The organism is Fulvimarina uroteuthidis (genome assembly GCF_034321785.1).
In the GTDB taxonomy this organism is placed as follows: Bacteria; Pseudomonadota; Alphaproteobacteria; order Rhizobiales; family Rhizobiaceae; genus Fulvimarina; species Fulvimarina uroteuthidis.
Map to the genome: position 1 here is coordinate 901,945 of NZ_JAXLPB010000002.1, position 22,419 is coordinate 924,363.

Annotated in this window: 20 protein-coding genes, 1 tRNA gene and 1 pseudogene; 4 read left to right on the forward strand and 18 right to left on the reverse strand. The window is 66.2% G+C overall.

What is annotated here, in order from left to right; translation table 11 throughout:
- The first annotated feature begins 551 nt into the window (after nt 1-551).
- Nucleotides 552-1,622, forward strand: coding sequence for an ABC transporter ATP-binding protein (locus U0C82_RS08985; RefSeq protein WP_322186728.1), 1,071 nt, complete (start codon nt 552-554; stop codon nt 1,620-1,622).
- A gap of 43 nt (nt 1,623-1,665) precedes the next feature.
- On the opposite strand, the gene U0C82_RS08990 is transcribed toward U0C82_RS08985, so the two are convergent.
- The 4 genes and pseudogenes from U0C82_RS08990 to U0C82_RS09005 form a co-directional block, all read right to left on the reverse strand.
- Nucleotides 1,666-2,802, reverse strand: a complete 1,137-nt coding sequence (locus U0C82_RS08990) for an ABC transporter permease (RefSeq protein WP_322186729.1) — start codon at nt 2,800-2,802, stop codon at nt 1,666-1,668.
- On the reverse strand, nt 2,694-3,260 hold the full coding sequence (locus U0C82_RS08995; protein WP_322186730.1) for an ABC transporter permease family protein: 567 nt from the start codon (nt 3,258-3,260) through the stop codon (nt 2,694-2,696). The genes U0C82_RS08990 and U0C82_RS08995 overlap by 109 nt, the downstream gene beginning before the upstream one ends.
- Nucleotides 3,261-3,286: 26 nt before the next feature.
- Nucleotides 3,287-4,291 (reverse strand): ABC transporter substrate-binding protein, encoded by a 1,005-nt coding sequence (locus U0C82_RS09000; protein WP_322186888.1) that lies wholly within the window; start codon nt 4,289-4,291, stop codon nt 3,287-3,289.
- A gap of 180 nt (nt 4,292-4,471) precedes the next feature.
- A pseudogene (locus U0C82_RS09005) lies at nt 4,472-4,633 on the reverse strand (IS6 family transposase); the annotation flags it as partial.
- Nucleotides 4,634-4,755: 122 nt separating this feature from the next.
- On the opposite strand from U0C82_RS09005, the gene U0C82_RS09010 reads away from it, so the two are divergent.
- A protein-coding gene (locus U0C82_RS09010; protein ID WP_322186731.1) for an IS5 family transposase occupies nt 4,756-5,513 on the forward strand; the annotation gives its coding sequence in 2 pieces (ribosomal slippage) (nt 4,756-5,080 and nt 5,080-5,513; 759 coding nt in all).
- Between the two features lie 141 nt (nt 5,514-5,654).
- On the opposite strand, the gene U0C82_RS09015 is transcribed toward U0C82_RS09010, so the two are convergent.
- From U0C82_RS09015 to dctP, 5 genes are all read right to left on the reverse strand, one after another.
- Nucleotides 5,655-7,175 carry a malonate--CoA ligase gene (locus tag U0C82_RS09015; RefSeq protein ID WP_322186732.1) on the reverse strand — a complete coding sequence of 507 codons (1,521 nt, stop codon included), beginning with the start codon at nt 7,173-7,175 and terminating at the stop codon, nt 5,655-5,657.
- Nucleotides 7,172-8,545, reverse strand: a complete 1,374-nt coding sequence (locus U0C82_RS09020) for a malonyl-CoA decarboxylase (RefSeq protein WP_322186733.1) — start codon at nt 8,543-8,545, stop codon at nt 7,172-7,174. Before U0C82_RS09020 ends, U0C82_RS09015 begins: the two co-directional genes overlap by 4 nt.
- Nucleotides 8,545-9,870, reverse strand: a complete 1,326-nt coding sequence (locus tag U0C82_RS09025; protein ID WP_322186734.1) for a TRAP transporter large permease — start codon at nt 9,868-9,870, stop codon at nt 8,545-8,547. The genes U0C82_RS09020 and U0C82_RS09025 overlap by 1 nt, the downstream gene beginning before the upstream one ends.
- A 1-nt stretch (nt 9,871) precedes the next feature.
- On the reverse strand, nt 9,872-10,411 hold the full coding sequence (locus U0C82_RS09030; RefSeq protein WP_322186735.1) for a TRAP transporter small permease subunit: 540 nt from the start codon (nt 10,409-10,411) through the stop codon (nt 9,872-9,874).
- Between the two features lie 77 nt (nt 10,412-10,488).
- Nucleotides 10,489-11,478 (reverse strand): TRAP transporter substrate-binding protein DctP, encoded by a 990-nt coding sequence (gene dctP / locus U0C82_RS09035; RefSeq protein ID WP_322186889.1) that lies wholly within the window; start codon nt 11,476-11,478, stop codon nt 10,489-10,491.
- 201 nt (nt 11,479-11,679) lie between these two features.
- Between dctP and U0C82_RS09040 the strand changes: the two genes are divergently transcribed.
- Complete coding sequence (locus U0C82_RS09040; protein ID WP_416186653.1) at nt 11,680-12,333, forward strand: GntR family transcriptional regulator; 654 nt, start codon at nt 11,680-11,682, stop codon at nt 12,331-12,333.
- A gap of 103 nt (nt 12,334-12,436) precedes the next feature.
- Here the strand turns inward: U0C82_RS09040 and truB are convergent, their stop codons facing one another.
- The 3 genes from truB to U0C82_RS09055 all read right to left on the reverse strand — a co-directional run bounded on the left by truB (nt 12,437) and on the right by U0C82_RS09055 (nt 15,052).
- Nucleotides 12,437-13,423, reverse strand: a complete 987-nt coding sequence (gene truB / locus U0C82_RS09045) for a tRNA pseudouridine(55) synthase TruB (RefSeq protein WP_322186737.1) — start codon at nt 13,421-13,423, stop codon at nt 12,437-12,439.
- Nucleotides 13,423-13,860: a 30S ribosome-binding factor RbfA gene (gene rbfA / locus U0C82_RS09050; protein WP_322186738.1), complete on the reverse strand. Its 438-nt coding sequence runs from the start codon at nt 13,858-13,860 to the stop codon at nt 13,423-13,425. Before rbfA ends, truB begins: the two co-directional genes overlap by 1 nt.
- Before the next feature lie 412 nt (nt 13,861-14,272).
- Entirely contained in the window at nt 14,273-15,052 is a 780-nt protein-coding gene (locus U0C82_RS09055) for a 3-hydroxybutyrate dehydrogenase (RefSeq protein ID WP_322186739.1), read from the reverse strand.
- 406 nt (nt 15,053-15,458) lie between these two features.
- On the opposite strand from U0C82_RS09055, the gene U0C82_RS09060 reads away from it, so the two are divergent.
- Nucleotides 15,459-15,534 (forward strand) — tRNA-Thr (locus U0C82_RS09060).
- Between the two features lie 166 nt (nt 15,535-15,700).
- Here the strand turns inward: U0C82_RS09060 and U0C82_RS09065 are convergent.
- The 6 genes from U0C82_RS09065 to U0C82_RS09090 all read right to left on the reverse strand — a co-directional run bounded on the left by U0C82_RS09065 (nt 15,701) and on the right by U0C82_RS09090 (nt 22,336).
- A complete protein-coding gene (locus tag U0C82_RS09065; protein WP_322186740.1) occupies nt 15,701-16,399 on the reverse strand; it encodes a trypsin-like serine peptidase in 699 nt (232 codons plus the stop codon).
- A gap of 107 nt (nt 16,400-16,506) precedes the next feature.
- Nucleotides 16,507-17,127, reverse strand: coding sequence for a 3-isopropylmalate dehydratase small subunit (gene leuD, locus U0C82_RS09070; RefSeq protein WP_322186741.1), 621 nt, complete (start codon nt 17,125-17,127; stop codon nt 16,507-16,509).
- A 13-nt stretch (nt 17,128-17,140) separates the two neighbouring features.
- Nucleotides 17,141-18,550: a 3-isopropylmalate dehydratase large subunit gene (gene leuC, locus U0C82_RS09075; protein WP_322186742.1), complete on the reverse strand. Its 1,410-nt coding sequence runs from the start codon at nt 18,548-18,550 to the stop codon at nt 17,141-17,143.
- A gap of 286 nt (nt 18,551-18,836) precedes the next feature.
- Entirely contained in the window at nt 18,837-19,622 is a 786-nt protein-coding gene (locus tag U0C82_RS09080) for an L-threonylcarbamoyladenylate synthase (RefSeq protein WP_416186641.1), read from the reverse strand.
- A gap of 156 nt (nt 19,623-19,778) precedes the next feature.
- Nucleotides 19,779-21,230, reverse strand: a complete 1,452-nt coding sequence (locus U0C82_RS09085) for a mannose-1-phosphate guanylyltransferase/mannose-6-phosphate isomerase (RefSeq protein ID WP_322186743.1) — start codon at nt 21,228-21,230, stop codon at nt 19,779-19,781.
- A 203-nt stretch (nt 21,231-21,433) separates the two neighbouring features.
- A complete protein-coding gene (locus U0C82_RS09090; RefSeq protein WP_322186744.1) occupies nt 21,434-22,336 on the reverse strand; it encodes a histone deacetylase family protein in 903 nt (300 codons plus the stop codon).
- Between the last annotated feature and the right edge of the window lie 83 nt (nt 22,337-22,419).

Below are 22,419 nucleotides of genomic sequence, written 5' to 3' on the forward strand. Positions count from 1 at the left end.
CATGTTTGCGCGTCGATCGGTGCAAATGACGGAGACGAAGGGCGACGCGTCCGGTGCCGTTCCGGTTCCCCCCCGCGAGGCGCCCGCGCCGCGACACGACAGCAAACCCTTTGCCCCCGCAGTTTTCGTTGCGCCGACCGACGGACCCTCAACCGAGGCCCGTCGCGTCCGCCTCGGCAGGATCAGGTCCGTGCGCAAGGCGGCAAAGATCGCGGATAGGTCCCGCTCTGCGGCCCGCTCCTTGGTCGGCGTGGCTTGCGATTTCGAGACGACGTGGTGCGACATCGCGTGGCTCCGCCTGCGGCGAAGCTTCGCGATCTCGGGGGGGGGGGGGAATGCAAGCCGCAAAGCACGACGGGCGTGCCGTTCAACCCAGGGGCTTCCCGTCTGGTCCATCGCCGGTCTGCGGCTCAACAGCCATTGACGAGGAAGGATCGGCCGGCAGTTCGGTTGTTGCAGCGCTGCCTTCACACCGCAACCAAGGCCCCTTGATCTCGGCGTTCGGGATCGGGCATGGAACATCGATCAACGCCAAACCGGACAGGACCCTCATGAGCGGCTTGCGCCTTCGATCCGTCGTCAAACGCTTCGACGACACGCCGGTGGTGAACGACGTGTCGCTCGATGTGAAACAGGGAGAATTCGTCGCCCTGCTTGGCCCGTCGGGCTGCGGAAAGACGACGCTTCTGCGGCTCGTTGCAGGTTTCGAGCGTTTGAGCGAGGGAGCGATCGAGGCCGATGGCGAGCTGTTCTCGGATCCTGGCCGCCATGTACCCCCGGAAAAGCGCAACATCGCCATCGTCTTCCAGTCCTATGCTTTGTGGCCGCATCTGAACGTCGGCGAGAATGTCGGCTACCCCTTGCGCGTCAGGGGTGTTTCGCGGGCCGATCGGGATGCGGCGGTCAAGCAGGCCCTGTCGGTTGTCGGCCTGGAGCAGCAGGCCGACAGGCGCCCGGCGGACCTCTCCGGCGGCCAGCGCCAGCGCGTCGCCCTCGCCCGCTGTCTGGTGATGGAGCCGCGCATCGTGCTGCTGGACGAGCCGCTCGCCAATCTCGATGTGGCCCTGCGGGCCTCGATGGAGGAGACCTTCCGGCAATTCCACGAGAAGACCGGTGCGACCATGGTCTATGTCACCCATGACCAGGCCGAGGCCATGGCGCTGGCCGACCGCATCGCGGTCATGGAAGGCGGACGGATCCGGCAGGTCGACGCTCCGACGGCGCTCTACGCCCGCCCCGCAACCGAATCCGTCGCCCGCTTCATCGGCGACAGCCGCGTCGTCGACGCCACGATCCTGGAAGCCGTGGGGGACGATCGTTACCGGGTGGAAGCGCTTGGTGCGCATGCCCTCGTCCGGGGCCGGCCCGGTCGACAGCCGGGACCTGCGCGGCTCAGCCTTCGTGGAGGTGATTTCATGCCGGACGAGGCTGGACCCGTCGTCGGCCAGGTGCGCCGATCGGTCTTTCGGGGCGGCCATTTCGTCGTCTCGCTGGACTTGGCCGCTTCCCGCGGCGGGGCCGTCGCGGGCGAAGGCGACGCGGTCGAGGTTCATTCGAGCGTGAGCCTGGCTCACGGCGAACGCATGGCGGTCTCGATCACCGATGGCTGGCTCGTCGGGTAAGCGATAGCGACCGCCGGTGAGCCGTTTGCCAAATGAATGAAGATCAAAGCCAGGGCAGGACGCCCTTCGGCAGAAACCGCGCCAGCGCCGCCGTCAGCCCCATGATCGCGACGATGACGACGACCGTCACCATTGCGACCGCCGAGGCGAGCACCGTGTAGCCGCCATCGTCCAGATTGAACACCACGACGCCGAGGGTTTCATTGCCCGATGACCAGAGAAGCGCCGAGACGGTCAACTCGTTGAAGGCGGTCATGAAGGTCAAGATCGCCCCGGCCGCCGCGCTGGGGGCGAGAATTGGGAAGAGGATGGTTCTGAGGCGAAAAAGATAGGATGCCCCGGTCATGCGGGCGGCTTCGTCGAGGGCCGGATCGGCCTGCTCCACCCCGGCGATCACCGGTCGTAGGGACAGGGTGAGGAAGCGCGCCAGATAGGCGACGAGGATGATCCAGATCGTGTTGTAGAGGCTGAAGCCCAGAACCGGCAAAGGCTTCAGGAAAAGAAGGATCGCCGAGATCCCGAGCACGATCCCCGGCAGGGCGTAGGGAATCTCGGCAAGACCGGACAAAAGCGAGAGCAGGCGCGAACGCCGCCACACGACGAAGGCTGCGAAGGGCACGGCGACGATCATCAGGACGAGCGCCGCTGTCAAGGCGAGGAAGGTCGAGTTGCGGAACGCCCGCACCGTCGCATCCTGGCGAAAGAGCACTTCCGCATAGTTCGAAAGCGTTGCCGTCCCGGGGCCAAGGGGCACGCCATAGGCACTGACCAGCGAGGTCGCAAGGAGCGCAAGCAGCGGCAGGATGAGGATCAGCGTAAGGACGGCCCAGGCGGCGGCTTCGAAGGCGCCGCGCCAGGGCCCGAGGGACACGGCCAGCGGCGCGCCGGTGCCGCCGAGGGTGCGATAGTCGCGGCGCCCCAGCACCAGCCGCTGGACGCCGAAACCGCCAAAGGCGAGAAGCCCCACGAGGACCGACAGAACGGCGACTTCGGAAATGATCGACGGACCGAAGCTTGCCAGCTTCTGGTAGATCAGGGTCGGCAGGACCGTGTAGCCGGCGGGAATCCCGATCAGCGCCGGAATACCGAAATTGCCGATCGCCGAAACGAAGGCCAGCGCCCCGCCGGCGATGAGGGAGGGCATGACGACGGGCAGCGCGATTCCGAACAGGGTGCGCACCGGACCGGCGCCGCAGGCCCGAGCAGCAGGATGATGCCCTCGGGGCTGTAGATCGGATTGGGACTGCCGATGGGCGGGGCAAGGCCCAGCGTGACGAGAAGCGGAGAGGATGGGCCGAAGAGCTGCGCCCAGGCGAGCGCTGTGACCTGCGGCGGGATCATCAGCGGCAGAAGGAACAGGAAGACGATGATCGCCTTGCGGCCCATGTCGGTGAGGGCGACGAGCAGCGCGAGCGCCGTGCCCAGGATCAGCGACAGAATGGTGCCGAAAAAGGCCGTGACCAGCGAGTGCCAGGTGGCGGTCAGCGTCGCGGGCGCGGTGAGGACATCCCAAGCAAGCGTGAGATTCGGCACCCCGCCGGGCGCGACAGCCTCCCAAGCGAGGCGCAGGACGGGCACCAGCGACAAACAGAAGACGAAACAGGCAAGCCCGGCAAGCGCGAGCCGCTCGCCGGGCAAGGAAGCAGATCGGAACAAGCGGGTGATCAGCCTCCGAACAGTTCGGAGAAGCGCTTCTTGTTCGCCTCTTCGTCCGCCAGCGCCTTGGCCGGGTCGAAGGCCATCAGCTTGATCTCGTCACGCTGCGGGAACCCTTCCGGCGCCGCGATGCCGTCGCGGGCGGGCAGATAGCCCTGGCTCGATGCAAGCGTCTGACCCTCTTCGCTGAGGAGGAAATCGACGAACGCCTTTGCCGCATCCGGATTCTTCGCGCCGGAAAGGATCGCGACAGGCTCGGTCACCGCCGACACGCCCTCTTCAGGGAAGGTGAAGTTCACCGGAGCGCCCTTTTGCGCCTCGCGGATCGGCAGGAAGTCGACGATGACGCCATAAGCCTTCTCGCCGCCGGCAACCGATTTCAGGACGCCGCCATTGCCGCCGGAGGCCAAGGCTTCGTTCTTTGCCAGCTTTTCGTAATAGTCCCAGCCGAAATCCGGATTCTGGGTAAGGGTTGCCAGATGGACGAGGGCGGCGCCCGAGGTCAGCGGGCTCGGCATGGTGACCTGGCCCTTCGCGTCCGGGCTCGTCAGATCGTGCCACGAGGTGGGGGTCATGGCGGCGCGGGTGTTGTTGACGAGACCCGTGGTGATCAGCTTGGTCGAGAAATAGGTCTTGTCGGCGTCATAGAGGCTTTCGTCGAAGCCGCTCGTATCAGCGTCCCCGTAAGCCATCAGCCGGTTGTCGCGCTTGAGCCCCTCCATGGTCACGCTGTCGGCGATGAGGAGAACATCGGGCTGCGGATTGCCGGCCGCGAATTCGGCCTGGAGCTTGGCCATCATCTTCGTGGTACCGTCGCGCACCCATTCGACCGCGATGCCCGGATGGGCCTTCTCGAACGCGTCCACCGTTTGTTGTGCGTCCTGGTTGGGCTGGCTCGTGTAAAGGACGAGCTTGCTGTCCTGCGCGGTTGCGGAACCGCCGAAGACGCCGATGGACAGGACCGCCGCCGCCAACAGGGCGGCCGGGCTCAAACATGAAGTTGGCGATTGCATGAGGATCCCCTTGGAATGTCGCTCGTGTTCGAGAATGAACCGGTCGCTAACGCGAGGATGATGACGGCTTGATGAAGCCTCCGCCACAAACTTCGTGGCGCGGGTCACCGGCAAGCAGGGCAACGGCATGTGGGCCCCCTCCGCAAAGCGGGCTTGTCGCAACTTTGGGCTTCGGCCAAAAAAGCCCCGCTCGGCGAACATCTCCTCCAGATCCCGGTCGCTCAGCGGATGGCGCAGATACCGGGTCACCGCCTGCACGATCAGCCAGGCCTCGAACTGCCGGCCCTTGAAGTCGTCCCTCGACTGCCGCTTCAGCTTCTCGGCGACCGTGTTCAGGATCATGGCGAGGCTCTCCGTCTGTGAGAGCCCGAAAATCAATCAATATGGTCACTAGGTCGCGTCTGCATTCAAGAGATTCCGTTCTGGGTCTGAATTTGATTCAAGATCGCAAACGGAGAACGATCTTGAGCAGACGAACCCTTACCGATCGACAGTGGGCGCGCATCGAAGGCCTGCTTCCTGGCAAACAAAGTGATCCCGGTCGCAGCGGTGTCGACAACCGACTGTTCGTCGATGCCATCCTGTGGATGGCCTGTAATGCAGCGCGTTGGCGCGATCTGCCGCCTCAATTTGGCAAGTGGACCGGTGTTCATGCCAGGTTCCGGCGCTGGTCTCTCGCCGGCGTCTGGCAACGCCTGTTTGAGAGCTTGGCCGAGGATCCCGATTTCGAATACGTCCTCGTCGACAGCACCATCTCGAAGGTCCACGCCGATGCGAGCGGGGCAAAAAGGGGGCTCAAGCTGCCGCTATCGGACGCTCGCGCGGCGGCCTGACCACTAAGCTGCATGCGGCCGTCGACGCGATCGGCCTGCCGCTTCGCATCCATCCGACGCCCGGTCATCATGGTGACTGTCCTCAGGCAAAAGGCCTTCTGGAAGGCATGTCGGGCGTCGGTCATGTCATCGCCGACGCCGCTTATGACAGTAATGCCCTGCGCGCCTTCATCGTCGGTGATCTCGACGCCACGGCCCAGATCAAGGCGAACCCGACGCGCAGGCGGACCCCTGCAATCGATTGGGCTCTCTATAAGGAGCGCCATCAGGTCGAATGTATCTTCAACCGGCTCAAGCGCTTCCGCCGAATTGCACTGCGTTGCGAGAAGACGCTTCCCGCCTTCATGGGTTTCGTTCATCTCGCTTGCGCAATAATATGGCTCAGATGAATGCAGACGCGACCTAGGAGGAGTAAGGCCCCGCCCCGAGGATCCAGAATGGTGGCGAATTGCACCGAGGAGCCAGAGGCGGGGACCGGGAGAACGAGCGGCTCCGCCGCTTCGTCTCCCGCGCGGCATCATCCGCAGACCCTATTTGAACAGCCCGGAATAGCTTTCCCGAAGCACGTTCTTCTGGACTTTGCCCATCGTGTTGCGCGGAATCTCGTCGACGAAGACAATGCGCTTTGGCTGTTTGTATTTGGCGAGCGATGTTTTCAGCGGAGCGATCACATCCTCTTCCGACAGCGCCTTGTCCGCGACGACGACCCCCACCACGCCCTCGCCGAAATCGGGATGGGCAACGCCGATGACGGCGCTTTCGACGACGCCCTCGATCGCGTCGATCGCAAGCTCGATCTCCTTGGGATAGACGTTGTAGCCGCCCGAGATCACGAGATCCTTGTCCCGCCCGACGATCGAGAGATAGCCGTCGGCGTCGATGACGCCGAGATCGCCGGTGACGAAGAATCCGTCGCTGCGAAATTCCGACTTCGTCTTTTCCGGCATCTTCCAGTAGCCGGAAAAGACGTTCGGGCCCTTCACCTCGATCGCGCCGATCTCGCCCTGCGGCAAGGGTTCGCCCCGCTCGTCGGTGATCCGAAGCTCGGTGCCCTTCAGGGGGAAGCCGACGGTGCCGGCGCGGCGTTCGCCCTCATAAGGGTTCGAGGTGCTCATGTTCGTCTCGGTCATGCCGTAGCGCTCCAGGATGCGCTGGCCGGTGCGCCGTTCGAACGCCCGGTGGGTCTCGGCCAGAAGCGGCGCGGAGCCGGACGTGAACAGGCGCATGTGACCGGCGCTTTCGGGGCTCAGGCGCGCGTCGTCCAGCATGCGCGTATAGAAGGTCGGAACGCCCATCATCGTCGTGGCATCGCCGAGATGGGCGAAGACCGTATCGAGATCGAACTTTTCGAGGAAGATCAGCGAGCCGCCGGCGACGAGGATCGTGTTCGTGGCGACGAACAGGCCGTGGGTGTGGAAGATCGGCAGCGCGTGAAGAAGCACGTCGTCCTTCGTGAAGCCCCACGTCTCCTCAAGGACGTCCGCGTTGGACAAGAGGTTCTCGTGGCTGAGCATCGCGCCCTTGGAGCGGCCCGTCGTGCCCGAGGTATAGAGGATGGCGGCGAGATCGCCGGGCGAGCGCGAGACCGTTTCGAACGTTGCGGGCGCGCCCTCGCTCATCTGGGCGATCGTTCCGGCCGGCGCCTCGCCCTTGCGCTGTACGCCGAGCGTTTCGAGCCGCGCGCCCGCCCGCGCCGCGATCGGCGCCATGGCGTCACGGGCCTTCGGGGAGGAGACGAAGACGCGCGGGCTCGCATCGTTCAGGAAATAGTCGATCTCGCTCGGCGTATAGCCCGTGTTGAGCGGCAGGAAGACCCCGCCGGCGCGCACCGTGGCGAGATAGAGGAAAAGGGCCTCGATCGACTTGTCCGCCTGGACGGCGACACGGTCGCCGGGTTCGACGCCGAGCGAAACGAGGACATGGGCGAACTGCGCCGTGCGCGTGTCGAGATCGCCATAGGTGAAGGTGCGGCCGTCGGTCAGCGTCGCGAAGCGCCGTGCGGGGTCTTGGAGACCGGTCTTCGTCAATCCGTGAAAGAGCGTATTCGTCATGCTGCTTGTCCCTTGGCTCTGTCCTTCTTCGGCGCCCTGTCGGCGCCCGACGGCAGATGGCCCGACACCTGTCGGCTCGCCGCGATCGTCTGGGCATCCGCATAGGCTTCGTGGCGTTCCTCGACACGGGGAAGATCATAGAGATAGTTGACCATCAACCCGTGCGCGCGCCGGAGGCCGCCCGGCGAGAGGTCGCCCAGATGCATCATCCGGTTCAACATCGCCCCGTTGCCGAGATGGAAACGCGCCACCGGATCGACCGGCTGGCCGTCGCCGCGCTTTGCGACGAGGAAATAGCGCGCGGCGAGCGAGAGCAGGCCGGGTCTGGCAAGGTCGGCCGCCCTGTCGTCCCGGGTCCAGCCATCCTCGGCGACGATCTCCAGCGCACGCTTCTCGTTCGCCTCCAGCCCGTCCCTCTGTTCGGGCGTCAGGCCGGCGAGCCATCGGGCAAAACCCGGTACCGGCGACAGCGTCACGAAGGTCTCGAGCTGCGGCAACGTCTCCTTGAGGTCCGCCGCCACCTGCTTGATCAGGAAGGAGCCGAACGAGACGCCGGCAAGGCCCTTGTGGCAGTTGGAGATGGAATAGAAGGTCGCCGTCGTCGCGTCCCGGCCGCTCAGATGATCCCGCGCGTCGGTCAGAACCTCCGCGATCGAGGACGGGATCTCGCGGGTCAGCGCGATCTCCACGAAGATCAGCGGATCGTCGGGAATCGAGGGATGGAAGAAGGCGAAGCACCGCCGGTCGCCGGGCGCGAGCCGCGAGCGCAGCGCCTCCCAGCTGTCGATGGCGTGGACGGCCTCGTATTCGATGATCTTTTCCAGGATGCGGGCCGAGGTGTTCCAGTCGATCGGCTTCAGAACGAGAAAGCCTCGGTTGAACCAGGAGCCGAAGAGATGTCTGAGATCCGTGTCGACGGGCTTGAAGGTCTCGCGATCGGCCTCGACGAAGGGCAGGAGGCGTTCGCGCAGCTTCACCAGTTCGGCGGTGCCGCCGGGCGCGAGGTTGAGCCTTCGAAAGAGCTCCTGACGCGGCGGCTCGGCCTCGTCCTGCAGCCGGGCCAGCGTGCCGGCCCTCGGGTCGGACGCATAGGCATGCGCCGCTTCCGCAAGCCGCTGCGGATCGGGCGCGAACTCGTCCGCCAGGATGCGGAAGAACGCCTCGCACCGTTGGTCGTCGAGGCTGCGGATGCCGGCCAGGATATCGGCGGCCATGCGCACGCCGGTCGCCTCGCCGCGCGAGCGCACGAGTTTGCGGCACAGGGCCGCGAGCTCGTCGACGCTGACCTCCGGGTTCGCGTCGCGATCGGCGAACCAGATGCGCGGCGCGAACGAGCCGAGCAGATCCGACAGCAGCGAGACGCGGCTCATCAGCTCGGACCCATGATGAGGTCGGGCAGGAACAGCGCGATGCCGGGGAAGAGGCAGAGCAGGACGATGCCGAACACCATGCAGCCGACATAGGGGAGCGAGCCCCTGAGAATCTGCCCGAGCGAGATGTCCGGCGCGATGCCGTTGATGACATAGAGGTTGAGCCCGACGGGCGGCGTGATGAGGCCGATCTCCATGTTGATCGTCAGGATGACGGCGAACCAGTAGGGGTCGAAGCCCGCGCCGGTGATGATCGGCAGGAGGATCGGTGCGGTCATCAGGATCACCGCCACCGGGGGCAGGAAGAAGCCGGCGACGAGGAGGAAGAGGTTGATGATCCCCATCAGGACCCAGCGATTGACGTCGAGATCGGCGATGTAGGCGGCGATCGACTGGGTGATGAACAGCGAGGACAGGGCGAAGGCGAAGAGTTCCGCGGCACCGATGATCAGCATGATCATCACGCTCTCCTTCAGCGTGTCGCGGAAGATCCCCGTCATCTGCGAGAATTTCCAGCTCTTGGAGAAGATGCCGTAGATCACCGCGACCAGGACCAGGCAGAACAGCGCGCCGACGCCGGCCGCTTCCGAAGGGGTCGCGATGCCGCCGTAAAGGACGTAGAGCACCGCGACGATGATCGCGAGGAACGGCAGCACCCGCGGCATGGCCGCGAACCGCTCGCGCATGGTGAAGCGCTGGCTGAGCTCGGTGAGCCCGAGCCCCTCTCGCTTGCAGGAATAGACGGTCCAGGCCATGAACAGGACGGTGAGCATGATGCCCGGCCCGACGCCGGCGAGGAACAATCGCCCGATCGAGGTTTCGGTGGCGATGCCATAGACGATCATCGTGACCGAGGGCGGGATCAGGATGCCGAGCGTCCCGCCGGCGGCGATGGAGCCGGCGGCGATTTCCGCCGGATAGCCGCGCTGGCGCATTTCGGGAATGCCCATCTTGCCGATCGCCGCGCAGGTGGCTGGCGAGGAGCCCGACAGGGCCGAGAAGATCGAGCAGGCGCCCAGATTGGACAGGACGAGCCCGCCGGGCACGCGGTTCAGCCACCGGTCGAGGGCTTCGTAGAGGTCCTTGCCGGCGGGCGAGGAGGCGACGGCCGCACCCATCAGGATGAACATCGGCACGGCGACGAGGCCGAAGGAGGCAAGGCCGCCGAGGAACTGCTCGCCGATCGTCTCGAGGAAGAACGGTCCGTAGACGAAGAACAGCGCGCCCATCGAGACGAGGCCGAGCGAGAAGGCGACGGGCGTCCCGATGGCGAGAAGCACGAGGAGGCCGGCGAGCATGGCGAAGCCGGAAACGGTCGGGCTCATGTCAGGCTCCCTTCACGGTGTCGGAGAACAAGGCTTCCTGGGCACCGAGGGCGGTGTCGGGGCCGTCGAGCCAAAGCCGCATCAGTTCGGCGATATACTGGACCACCAGCCAGACCATCCCGACGAGCATCGGCAGGACGGGAATCCAGAGGGGCAGGGCCCAGACCGTCTCTGTCGTCCAGCCGGCCACCCAGGCTTCCTCGAAATGATACCAGGCGGCATAGGCCAGAAGCCCGACGAAGACCATCGAGGCAAGGCCCGACAGCATCTGGAGGACGAGCCGCATGCGCGGGCCCACCAACATCTGGAGAAGATCGACATTCACATGTCCGCGCTCGATCAGCACCCAGGGCGCACCGAGGAAGGTGGCCGCGACGATGGAATAGATCGTATATTCGGTCTGCCAGACCGTGGACTGGACCAGCACGTAGCGCACGAACACCATCTGGGTGACCGAGAGGATCGCACTGACGAGGAGAACCCCGGCCACGAGGGCGAGAAGGCGCGAGACCGCCGAGACGGCAGCGATGAAGGAACGCATGTCGGGAACCATCAAGGAGACAAGGGGCGGGAGCCGGAGGCCGGCTCCCACGAACGATACCGTTGCCGAGCGATCGCCTACTCGACGGCGAGCGCCGCGTCGATCAGCTCCTGGCCGTTCGGCACCTTCTCGGCGAATTCCTTGTAGGAGGTCTCCTTGGCGACCGCGAGCCAGGCGTCGTAGTCTTCCTTGGACATCTCGACCACTTCGACGCCGGCCTTCGTATAGGCCTCGGTCAGCTTCTCATCGAGCTTCGGCGCTTCCTCGGCGAAATAGGCCTCGGCCTTCTCGCCGGCCGCGAGGAGGGCGGCCTGCTGCTCCTCGTTGAGGCGCTCGAAGGACCGCTTCGACATGATCACGGGCTCGTACATGAACCACAATGCGTTCTCGCCCGGCGCGGTGAGGCATGTGGCGACCTCGTAGATGCGGAAGGAGACCAGCGAGCCGGACGAGGTGCTGGCGCCCTGCAGGACGTTCTGCTGCATGCCGGTGTAGATTTCCGACGAGGGCATCGAGGAGATCGAAGCCCCGGCGCCGACCAGCATCTGCTCGAAGGCAGGGCCCGCGGCGCGCAGCGTCTGCCCCTTGGCGCTGTCCGGCGTGGTGATGCAGTTCTTCGACGACACGAACCCGCCGGCGAGCCAGGCATCGGCGAGCACCATCGCGCCCGCCTTGTCGATGGACTCCTTGATCGAATCCATGAAGGGCGAATCGTTGAGCCGCGCCGCGCGTTCGTGATTGCCGACGAGGCCCGGCATCAGCGTGGCGGAAAATTCGGGATGACGCCCCGAGGCGTAATCGAGCGGGAATGCGGTGATGTCCACCTGGCCCTTGGTCACGGCGCCCCACTGATCGCTCGCCTTGAACAGCGATTCACCCGGGAAGACCTGCATGGAAAGGCCGACATCGGCCGCTTCGATATCGCGCGCGATCATCTGGACCATCTCGTCGCGCACGTCGCCCTTGCCGCCCGGAAACTGGTGCGAGGCGCGAAGCGTGACGTCCTGTGCAAGGGCCGAGCCGGTGAGCGCGAGCGCGCAGACGGCCGTCAGAAGTGCGGTCTTCATCATGGTGTTCCTCCCGTTTTTTCGTCGCGCCTCCCAGCGCGCTGATGCCAGAACATCAAAGATTGCATGCGATGTCAAATCGATCGTATACAATTAACCGGATCGGGCAGTCGGTCAGGTTGGCAGGACCCCATGAACCGCCCCATATCGCAACGCGAAGCGAGGAAAGGACGGCGTTACGTGACGGGACCCAAACCCAGGATGCGCCGGGGTGAAATCCGCGAGGCTCTCGAACAGGAGATTCTCACCGGAGGCTTTGCGCCGGGCGAGCGGCTCGACGAGCAGGCGCTCGGGCGACGGTTCGGCGTGTCGCGCACGCCCGTCCGCGAGGCGTTGCATCAACTGGTGGCGACCGGCCTCGTCGAACTCCAGCCCAATCGCGGCGCGTTCGTGCGCGAGGTGTCGCTCGGCGAACTCGTCCAGATGTTCGAGGTGATGGCCGAACTCGAGGGCATGACCGGGCGCCTTGCGGCCCGCCGGACCGAGGAGGCCCAGCTTGCCGGCCTGAAGGCCGCGCTTCACGCCTGCGAGCGCGCCGCCCGTGCCGGGGACCCCGATGCCTATTACGAGGAAAACGGCCTCTTCCACGAGGCGATCTACGATCTGTGCGGAAACGAGTTCCTGGCTGGCGAGGCGCGCCGGCTGCACCGGCGCCTCAAGGCCTATCGCCGGCTGCAGCTGCGCGTGCCCAAGCGCGTCGAGCAGTCGCTCGCCGAACACCGGCGCATCGTTGCGGCGATCGCCGCCGGCGACACGAACGGGGCCGAGACCGAGCTTCGCAACCACATCACCATTCAGGGCGAGCGCTTCGGCGACTTCGTGGCGACGTTCCCGATGCGGAACGCGGCCGAGTGAACCTGCGTCGGCCGCGGCCCTCCCGGCTCCGGTCCCAAGACCGGGTCCGGAAGCGACCGGCTGACCTGTCCTGCCGGCCGCGCGGCCGGCCGGCCCGAAGCCGTCAGCCCTTGCCGCCGAAGACGCGCTTGGGGTGGAACGAGCCTTGCTCGATCGCCCCGAGCGCGATCAGCCGTCCGTGGCCGGTGGCGAACGCCTCGTCGCAGAATGCCGGGGCGTCGCGGCCCTTGAGCAGCACGGAATTGCCGGCGAGCACGCGAGAGGCCTGATCGTCGCCAAGCATCACTTCGTAAAGCTCGGAAAGCGCCGCTTCCGGTTCGATGATATATTCGTCGAGCGGCTCGAAATCGATGATCCGGGCTTTCGCGCCCGCCTCGATCGCCTCGGCGTCGAGCTCTTCCCGGCCCTCTTCGCCCGCTTCCAGAAGATCGTCGAGCGGCACCATGTCCGCTTCCTCGAACGCACCGACGGCGGTGCGGCGCAGCTCGACGATATGGCCGTAGCAGCCCAGATCCCGACCGAGGTCGCGCGCGATGGCACGCACATAGGTGCCCTTGCCGCATTCGGCCTCGAACACGGTGGTGTCGGCGTCCGGCGTCTCGACGATGTCGAGGCTGTGCACGGTCACGATCCGGCTCTCGATCTCGACCGTCTCGCCGCTGCGCGCCAGATCATAGGCGCGCTCGCCGGCGATCTTGATCGCCGAGAAGGCGGGCGGCACCTGTTCGATCTCGCCGACATAATGTCCGAGACACTCGCGGATCTGGTCTTCGCCGGGGCGAAGGTCGGAGGTCGCGACCGGCGTTCCCTCGGTGTCGTCGGTCGTCGTCTGCACGCCCCAGCGCACGGTGAAGCGATAGGTCTTCCGGCCGTCCATGACGTAGGGCACGGTCTTGGTCGCATCGCCGAAGGCGATCGGCAGCATGCCGGAGGCCAGCGGATCCAGCGTTCCGGCATGGCCGCACTTCTGCGCGAAATAGAGCCATTTCAGCTTGCCGACGCAGTCCGTCGAGCCCATGCCCTTCGGCTTGTCGAGAATGACCCAGCCATTGATCGCCCGGCCCTTGGGCTTCTTGCCGCGCCGCGCCATCAGTAGGTCCTCCCGCCGCGGCTCTTGTCGTTCGCATCGTCTTCGTCCCTGAGGTCCTTTTGAACCTCGGGCGACTTCAGGAGCGCGTCGATCCGGGCGTAATTGTCGAAGGAGGTGTCCTGGCGAAAGCGCATTTCCGGCATGTATTTCATCTGCTTGAGCTGCGGCGTGACGCGCCCGCGAATGAACCTGGCGTTTCTGTTCAACGCCTCGATGAACGGATCGATCTCCTCTTGGCCGAGCACCGTGACGTAGGCGGTCGCGATCTTGAGGTCCGGCGTCATGCGGACCTCCGTGACCGAGACGACGGCGTTGACGAGAACCGGGTCGCGGATCTCGCCGCGCTGCAGCACCTCGGTAAGGGCGTGGCGTACCTTTTCGCCCACGGAAAGCTGCCGTTGGCTCGGCCCGGCGTGCTGTTTGGATCGATGTGCCATGGTGATGGCCTTTCAAAAGATGTCGTCGTTCGAGCCGTTTCCGGACGCCTTACCCGCGTCGCCGGCTTGCCGGCGGCGGAAAACGAGGAATGCCCGGCTCGAGGGGAGCCGGGGGTGGACAGCACGCGAAGGGATCGTGTCGGTCTTTGGCGTCTGCCGGCAAGGGTGGGACTTGCCCGGCGGCGAAGGTGCGATCCCTGCTTGTTTCCGGCCCGTATGTCAACCGGTTTCGCGCCTGTCCCCCGCGTTCCGACGGCGTTTGGACCGCTGCCGTTTCCGATCGCCCGATCGCGGGAGCGCAGCGATCGGCCCGGCGCCCGCGGCGCGGCGCCCGGGATCGAGGCGGGATCTGAAGTCCGGCGCGCGCCGGGGCAAGGATGGCCGCCACCCGCGCCGCCGGGGCCGCCTTGTGTCAGCCCATGTGCCAGCCATGGCTGGCGGTGATCGACTGTCCGGTCAGCGCATTCGTCTTGAATGCGGCGAGGAACAAGGCGACGTCGGCTACGTCCCGGATCGTGGTGAATTCGGTATCGACCGTGTTGCCGAGCATGATCCGGGAGACGACCTCATCTTCCGGGATGCCGAGACTTTGCGCCTGTTCGGGGATCTGCTTCTCGACGAGCGGCGTCTTCACGAAACCCGGGCAGATGACGTTGGAGCGGACGCCATGCTTGGCGCCTTCCTTCGCCATGACGCGCGCCAAGCCCAGTATGCCGTGCTTGGCCGAGACATAGGCCGATTTCAGCGCCGACGCCTCGTGGCTGTGCACCGAGCCCATGTAGATGAGCGAGCCGGACTTGTTCGGATACATATGTTTGATGCAGGCCTTGGTCAGGAGGAACGCCCCGCCGAGATGGATGTCGACCACCTTCCTGAACTCATCGTACGGAAAATCCTCGACCGGGTGGACGATCTGGACGCCGGCGTTCGACACCATGATGTCGATCCGGCCGAACCGGTCGGCGACCGCGTCGGCCCCGGCATTGACGGCGGTCTCGTCGGTGACATTCATTTCGACGGCCATGGCCTGACCGCCTTCGCCCTCGATCTCGGACACGACCGCGTTCGCACCGTTCATGTCGATGTCGCCGATCGCGACTTTCGCGCCGGCGCGCGCATAGGTGAGGGCGATCTCCCGGCCGATCCCGGACGAGGCGCCGGTGACGATGGCGACTTGGTCTTTGAGCTGCATGGCGAAACCCTCCTGATTGATCCTCGTCCGGGCCGGGGATCGGGACGTGGAGCGGAGCACGAAGACGAACCTGACCGAGCGGACGGCATGGTCTAGCCCAAACGCGAGCCGCGCGCACGCGGTTGCATGGATTGGGAGATCATGTGTGCATGGCAGCATGGCCATCAGACCCGAAGAGACCGGCTCCGTCACGACCCTTCGATCCATTCGTCTCGCATCCGCGAACACCGCGCGCGCGAGGCCGTTCGAACGGACCATGGACGGCAGCCGGGCAGGGGATCGGACGCGGGGAACGGCCGAGCGCCGAAAAGAAAGCGAGATGAATTCGAAATTCGCCGCCAACGCTCCTTGAACGCGAACGCGTTTGGCGCTATCAGGACGCGGTCTGCCGGTGTTCACCGGCCGGGCCGCTTTAGCTCAGTTGGTAGAGCAACGCATTCGTAATGCGTAGGTCGCGTGTTCGAGTCACGCAAGCGGCACCATTTCCCAACGACAGCCTATCAAATTCATCCCGACGGCCGTTTGCGACTGATCTCGATCGCCGATGCGTCCGTGCGGGAGGCGTCTGGCGACGGGAATCACGGCCTGGACCATCCTCTTCGTCGAATGTCGATTGTCTTTCGTCGCGCCCCGAACCACGCACCCGTCTCAGTCGAATTGCGTCGTCGGGCGGACGGATAGGACGATGCCGTCCGCTTCGCGGCCCGTGGCCGAGATGATGGCGACGAGCCGGCCGGCCGCGTCGATCAGCGGGCCGCCCGAATAGCCGTTGAGGATCGGGCATCCGGCGAGGACGAGGTTCATCGGGTCGGATCGTTCGACGCGGCAGTCGCGCACGGCCGAAAGCGCGTAGAGGCGGTCGCGGCCGTAGCCGGCGGCCGAAAGGCGCGCGCCGTGGGGAAGCTCGGCGGTTGCGATGGCGAGCGGCTCGATCGTCCGGGGCGCGGGGGCGCCGAGATGCAGGACGGCGATATCGTAGGCGATCGTCTCGATCGGCCTTGCCGGATCGTAGCCTTCGGGGATCTCGATGCCGGACAGCGTGGTGGCGAAGGCATAGGCGCCGCGATCGTAGCCGAGGACGAAATGCACCGATCCGGGCTGCAGGAAGCGCTTCGTCTGGGCGTTGTAGAGGCAATGGGCGGCCGTCAGCGCCTTTCTCGGGCCGATCAGAACGCCGGTGCACCGTCCATAGGCCGCGTTGTTGACCTGCCCCACGGCACTCCAGGGCGCGGTGGCGACATCGACGCGCTCGCGGGGCCCGCCGGACGTCTCCCCGGCCGATGCGAGCGGCGGGGCGGTGCAGACGAGGGCGGCCATCACCGCGGCAAGCCGGACGAACGGGGCCACGCAACCGTGCGCCGCGCCGCATGCGCGTGCCGCCGGGCGCGGGGGGATCCGGTCACGCGCTCCTGCGCGCTCGGCGTCTCGATCCCCCGGCCCTGCGGGCACCCGGCTCAGTCCGGCACCGTTCGGTCGTAGAGCCACGGCGTGATCTCGCGCTGCCGGTCCTCGAACGCGGTGATGGCGCCGGCCTGATCGAGGGTCTGGCCGATCTCGTCGAGACCGCGCAGGAGGGCGTCGCGGCGATAGTCCTCGATCTCGAAGCCGAACGCCGTGCCGTCGGCAAGCGACACGCGCTTGCGCTCGAGGTCGACGGTCACTGCTTCGCCGGCCTCGGCGCTTCTCATCACCCTGTCGATCTCCTCCGGCGCAAGCGTCACCGGCAGGATGCCGTTCTTGAAGCAGTTGTTGTAGTGAATGTCGGCGAACGAGATCGCGACGACGGCCCTGATGCCGAAATCGTACATCGCCCAGGGGCTGTGTTCGCGCGAGGAGCCGCAGCCCCAGTTCTCGAGGCTGACGATGATCGTCGCGTTTCGCCAGGGCTCCTTGTTCAGGACGAAGTCCGGGTTTTCCGACCCGTCCGGACGGAACCGATGCTCCTGGAACAGCGACCAGGCAAGACCCTTCCGGGTCACCGCCTTCAACACCTGCTTCGGCGTGATCATGTCGGTGTCGACATTGTTGATCGGGATCGGCGCTGCAATGCCGGTGACGCGGACGAACTTTTCCATGGGACCTGGTTCCTTATGCCTTCCAGCTTCGCACGTCGACGAAGCGGCCGGCGATCGCCGCGGCCGCCGCCATCGTCGGGCTGGCCAGATGGGTGCGCCCGCCCGGGCCCTGCCGGCCGATGAAATTGCGGTTCGAGGTGGAGGCGCAGCGTTCGCCGGGCTTCAACTGGTCGGCGTTCATGCCGAGGCACATGGAGCAGCCGGCCTCGCGCCATTCGAAGCCGGCATCGATGAAGATGCGGTCGAGCCCTTCCTGCTCGGCCTGTGCCTTGACCAGGCCCGAGCCGGGCACGACCATGGCCGAGGCGATGTTGGCCGCAAGCTTCTGGCCCTCGACGACCCTTGCAGCCGCCCGCAGATCCTCGATCCGGCTGTTCGTGCACGAGCCGATGAAGATGCGGTCGAGCATGACGTCGCCGATCGCCTGCCCGGGCTTCAGGTCCATATAGTCGAGCGCGGCCTGGACGGCCCTGCGCTTCTTCTCGCTGCCGGCGGCTTCGGGGTTCGGCACGTTGCCCGTCACGGGAATGACGTCTTCGGGGCTGGTGCCCCAGGTCACCATGGGCTGGACGTCGGCCCCGTCGAAGGCGACCTCCCGGTCGTAGGCCGCGCCCTCGTCGCTGACGAGCCCGCGCCAATGGTCGAGCGCCATCTCCCAGTGCGCGCCCCTGGGCGCGCCGGGCTTGCCCGCAATATAGGCGAAGGTCTTCTCGTCCGGCGCGAACAGGCCCGCCCGCGCGCCGGCCTCGATCGACATGTTGGAGACGGTCATCCGCCCCTCCATGGAGAGCGCGCTCATGGCGGAGCCTGCATATTCCACGACATGGCCGGTGCCGCCGGCGGTGCCGATCTTGCCGATCGTCGTCAGCATCAGGTCCTTGGCCGTGACGCCGAAGGGCAGCGTTCCGGAGACCGAGATCCGCATGTTCCTGGAGCGCTTGGTGAGGAGCGTCTGGGTGGCGAGCACGTGCTCCACCTCCGACGTGCCGATGCCGAAGGCGAGTGCGCCGAACGCGCCGTGGGTCGCCGTATGGCTGTCGCCGCACACGATCGTCATGCCGGGCTGGGTGAGGCCCTGTTCGGGGCCGATCACGTGGACGATGCCCTGGCGGCGATCGGTCTGGGGAAAGTAGCGAACGCCGAACGCCCTGGTGTTCTCGCCGATGAGGGCGAGCTGCTCGCGGGAATCGGGCTCGGCGAGATCGTCGCGGCGTCCGGGAAACGTCGGCACGTTATGGTCGGCGACCGCGAGCGTCGCCTCGGGGCGGCGGACTTTGCGCCCGGCATCGCGCAGGCCCTCGAAGGCCTGGGGGCTCGTCACTTCGATGACGAAGTGCTGGTCGATATAGAGGATCGTCAGCCCGTTCGCCTGTGCGGCGACCACATGGCTGTCCCAGATCTTGTCGTAGAGCGTCTTCGTCATGGTCGCTGCCTGCCCGTCTTCATGTCCACGCGCGTCGTTCGGGGCGCGGACGGGATGTGGGACGCCTGCGCCAACCGCTCAATACGATGTTCGCGGTGTCACGCCAAGCGAGGGGAGGGCGCAGGCGGTTCGGGATGGCGCCGCGCGGCGTCTTTCGCCGGCGCCGCTTGCCTGCCCCGTCGTTTCCGAAGCGCGAACCGAAAATGATCCGGCCCCGTCGCGGCGCGCGAACGCTGCGATCGCGGCCCGCCTCGCGGCGCCGGTCGGATTGAACGGCGGAAAGCCCTCAGTAATACTGGCCGTGGCGGTAGTCCCAGCTGGGGAAGTGATCGGCCAGAAGGCTCATGATCCGGTCGATGTCGAGACCCTTGCGGATGACGATCGGTGCCGGCGACACGGAGCGCTCGCCCTTCTGTTCGGGAACGAGCTTGCCGGTCTCGTCGACCATGGCGACCATCACGCCCTGCTCGTAGCGCGATCCCTCGTCCTTGTCCGGCTGGATCGAGGCGACGTAGTCGTTGGCCGAGATGATGAGGTCGGCTTCGGTCTCGATGCGCTCGCCGATGCCTTCGACGAGGCCGCGATTGCCCTTGCCCGAAGGGTTGGCCGAGCTCGCGAAGGCGAGCTTGCCATGGTCGCGCCAAAGGGCTTCGGCAAGCTGCTCGGACGGCGTGCCGAACCGGATGACGAAGCAGCTCGTGTCGCGGCCGTCCATGACGAAATCCTTCGATCCGTCGTCCGGGATCTTGGCCATCGCCTCCTTGCGCCACGGCAGGATGCAGCCGAGGAGGATGTTCCGGTCCCAGTGCGCCTGATAAAAGGCCTCGATCTCGGGGGTCAGTTCGGCGAGCGCCTTCAGCTCGTCCATGGATCCGCACAGCACGACGCCCGGCTTGTTGCGCTTGCGCACCTTGGCGTCGAACTTGCGCTCGAGACCGGCTCTGTCGGACACCATGATGATGTAGCCGACCTTGGTCGGCGAGACGATCATGCCGCCGCCCCTGGCGAGAATCTCGAGACCCTCGGCCTGAACGTCTCCGGTCCAGGCGATCGTCTTGTCGTTGGCAGCCATGTTCACTCCATCAAGCGTCTTGGGTCCGTCGGGCGCCGACCCGGGCAAGCGCGACGGGCCCGCGTTTCTCGGTTGTCGGAAGGCGCAATAGGCGGCTTTCGGGCGTTTTGGAAGTGGAAAAGCGTCGTCGGACCGGTTTTCGGTCCGCCGCCCGTCTCAGGTCCCCGCGCGGGCGTAGATGTCCTCGTGGCGCACGATGTCGTCCTCGCCGAGATAGGATCCGGTCTGGACCTCGATCAGCTCCAGGTCGATCTTGCCGGGGTTTTCGAGCCTGTGGAGGCTGCCGAGCGGGATATAGGTGCTCTGGTTCTCCGAAAGCTGCAGGATCGTCTCGTCGATCGTGACCTTGGCGGTTCCGCGCACGACGATCCAGTGTTCCGAGCGGTGATGATGGTGCTGCAGCGAGAGCTGCGCGCCGGGCTTGACCACGATGCGCTTGACCTGATGGCGGCTGCCCTTGTCGAGGGAGCGATAATTGCCCCAGGGCCGGAAGCTCTGGAGATGCTCCTCGACGAGCACCGGATCGGCCTGCCGGACCTTTTCCACCAGATCCTTCATCAGGTCGCCCTTCGTGCGGTGCGTCACGAGGACCGCGTCCTCGGTGACGGCGACGACGAGGTCGTCGACGCCGGACAGCGCGACGAGCGCGCCGTTCGACCAGACCACGTTGTTCGCGGCGTCGAGCGCGACGCAGGTCCCGTGGACCGCATTGCCGTGCCCGTCCCGGTCGAGAACCGGGCGAAGGGCGTTCCAGTCGCCGATGTCCGACCAGTCGAAGCCGGCGGTGGCGACGGCGATCCGATCCGACGTTTCCATGATGGCATAGTCGATCGAGCGCTTGGCCGCCCGCGCGAAGGCGGCAGGGTCCAGGCGCACGAAATCGAGATCGCGGACCGCCTCGTCGACGGAGGTGGAGACGGTGGCGAGCGTTTCGGCGTCGCGGGACCGATATTCCTCGATCAACACCCCGGCCCGGCACAGGAAATTGCCCGAGTTCCAGAGATAGCCTTCGGCAAGATAGGCCTTCGCCGTTTCGAGATCGGGCTTTTCGACGAAGCGTCTCGCAGCGCGGACCTCGATCTGCGCCGGGCCGGCCAGGCGTTCGCCCGGCTCGATATAGCCGAAACCGGTGGCCGGCCTGTCCGGCTGAATGCCGAAGGTGACGATCCGGCCGTCGCCGGCGGCGCTGCTGGCGCCGAGGACCGTGCGGCGGAACCCGTCCACATCCTCGATCCGGTGGTCGGCGGCGAGCGCGAGAACGAGGGTCTGCGGCGAGAGGGTCCTGGCGACGTAGAGCGCTGCCGCCGCAAGCCCCGGGCCGGAATCGCGGGCTTCGGGCTCCAGAACGATGGTGATCTCGACCCCGATGGTCCGGGCCTGCTCGGCGGCCAGAAAGCGGTGATCGTTGTTGGCGATGACGATGGGCTTGGCGAAGCCGTCGGCGCTCACGCGAAGGAGCGTGTCCTGGAACGGCGAGTGCTCGCCGAAGAGGGGGAGAAACTGTTTGGGCCGGGTGCGGCGTGAGGCCGGCCAGAGGCGCGTGCCCGAGCCCCCGCACAGGACCACCGGTACGATGGCGGCATCGGCATTGCGATCAGTTTCGGCCATCGTGGCGCTCCTTCTCGAACCGATTCCCATCGGGCGCGGCCTCGGCCGCCGCCGCGGGACGGGGCTGCCGGCATCGGGTCAAACTTCAATTCGGCCAACAGTCAGCGCAGAAAAACCTTCGCATCTGGTTAGCGCCCGCCGCGCGCCGGAGGACATCTCGCGGCGCCCCGGTGGCACTGCCGAAGGCACCCCGGTCGCGCCGCTCACACGAATTCGCGCGCGACCCGGTGGACGATCGAATGGCGCCGGGCGAGCCTGTCGATATCGCGGGAATACCCACCGCCGATGACACATGCAACCGGACGATCGCGCTCCCGGACATAGGCCAGAACGCGGCGGTCGCGCTCGGCAAGGCCCTCGTCGCTGAGGCTGAGCCGGCCCAGCCGGTCGTCCTCATGGGGGTCGACGCCGGCATTGTAGAAGACGATGTCGGGGCGCGCGCGCTCGAACGCGGTCTTCATCGCGGGCAGCAGCGCTTCGAGATAGGCGTCGTCGCCCATGCGGTCGGGCAGGGGAACGTCGAGATCCGATCTTGCCTTGACCGGCGGGTAATTCTTCTCGCCGTGCAGCGACAGGGTGAAGACCCGGGCATCGCCCGCAAAGATCCGCGCGGTTCCGTCGCCCTGGTGCACATCGCAGTCGATGACGAGAATCCGTCCGACATCGCCATCGGCCAGGAGCACGTGGGAGGCGACCGCGACATCGTTGAAGACCGAGAATCCCGCGCCGCCCGACGCGTTCGCGTGGTGACTGCCGCCGGCGGTGTTGCACGCCAGCCCTTCGGCCATCGCAAGCCGCGCGGTGAGGACCGTGCCGCCGACGGCGGTGCGCGAGCGCAGCGCCACCGAAGCGTCGACGGCAAAACCGATCGCCTTCTCGATCTCGCGCGGGACGCTGTGCGAGAGAACCTGATCGACATAGCGGGCGTCGTGGGCAAGCTGCAGCCAGCCGGGAAGCGCGGGCGCGGGAATGTAGAAGCCGTTCGGACCGGCGAGATCGTCCTCGATCAGGATCTGCGCCAGGCGCGAGAATTTCGACATGGGAAACCGGTGGGCCTCGTCGAAACGAGCGTCGAAGGCGGGATGATGGACGATGGGAAGGCTCATGGCGGGTGGCGCATTGTCCGGTCGGGCCGGTCGGTCCGGCTGTCGCGGCCCGGCCGGTCGTTGAAAAGGGCGTCGCACCCGAA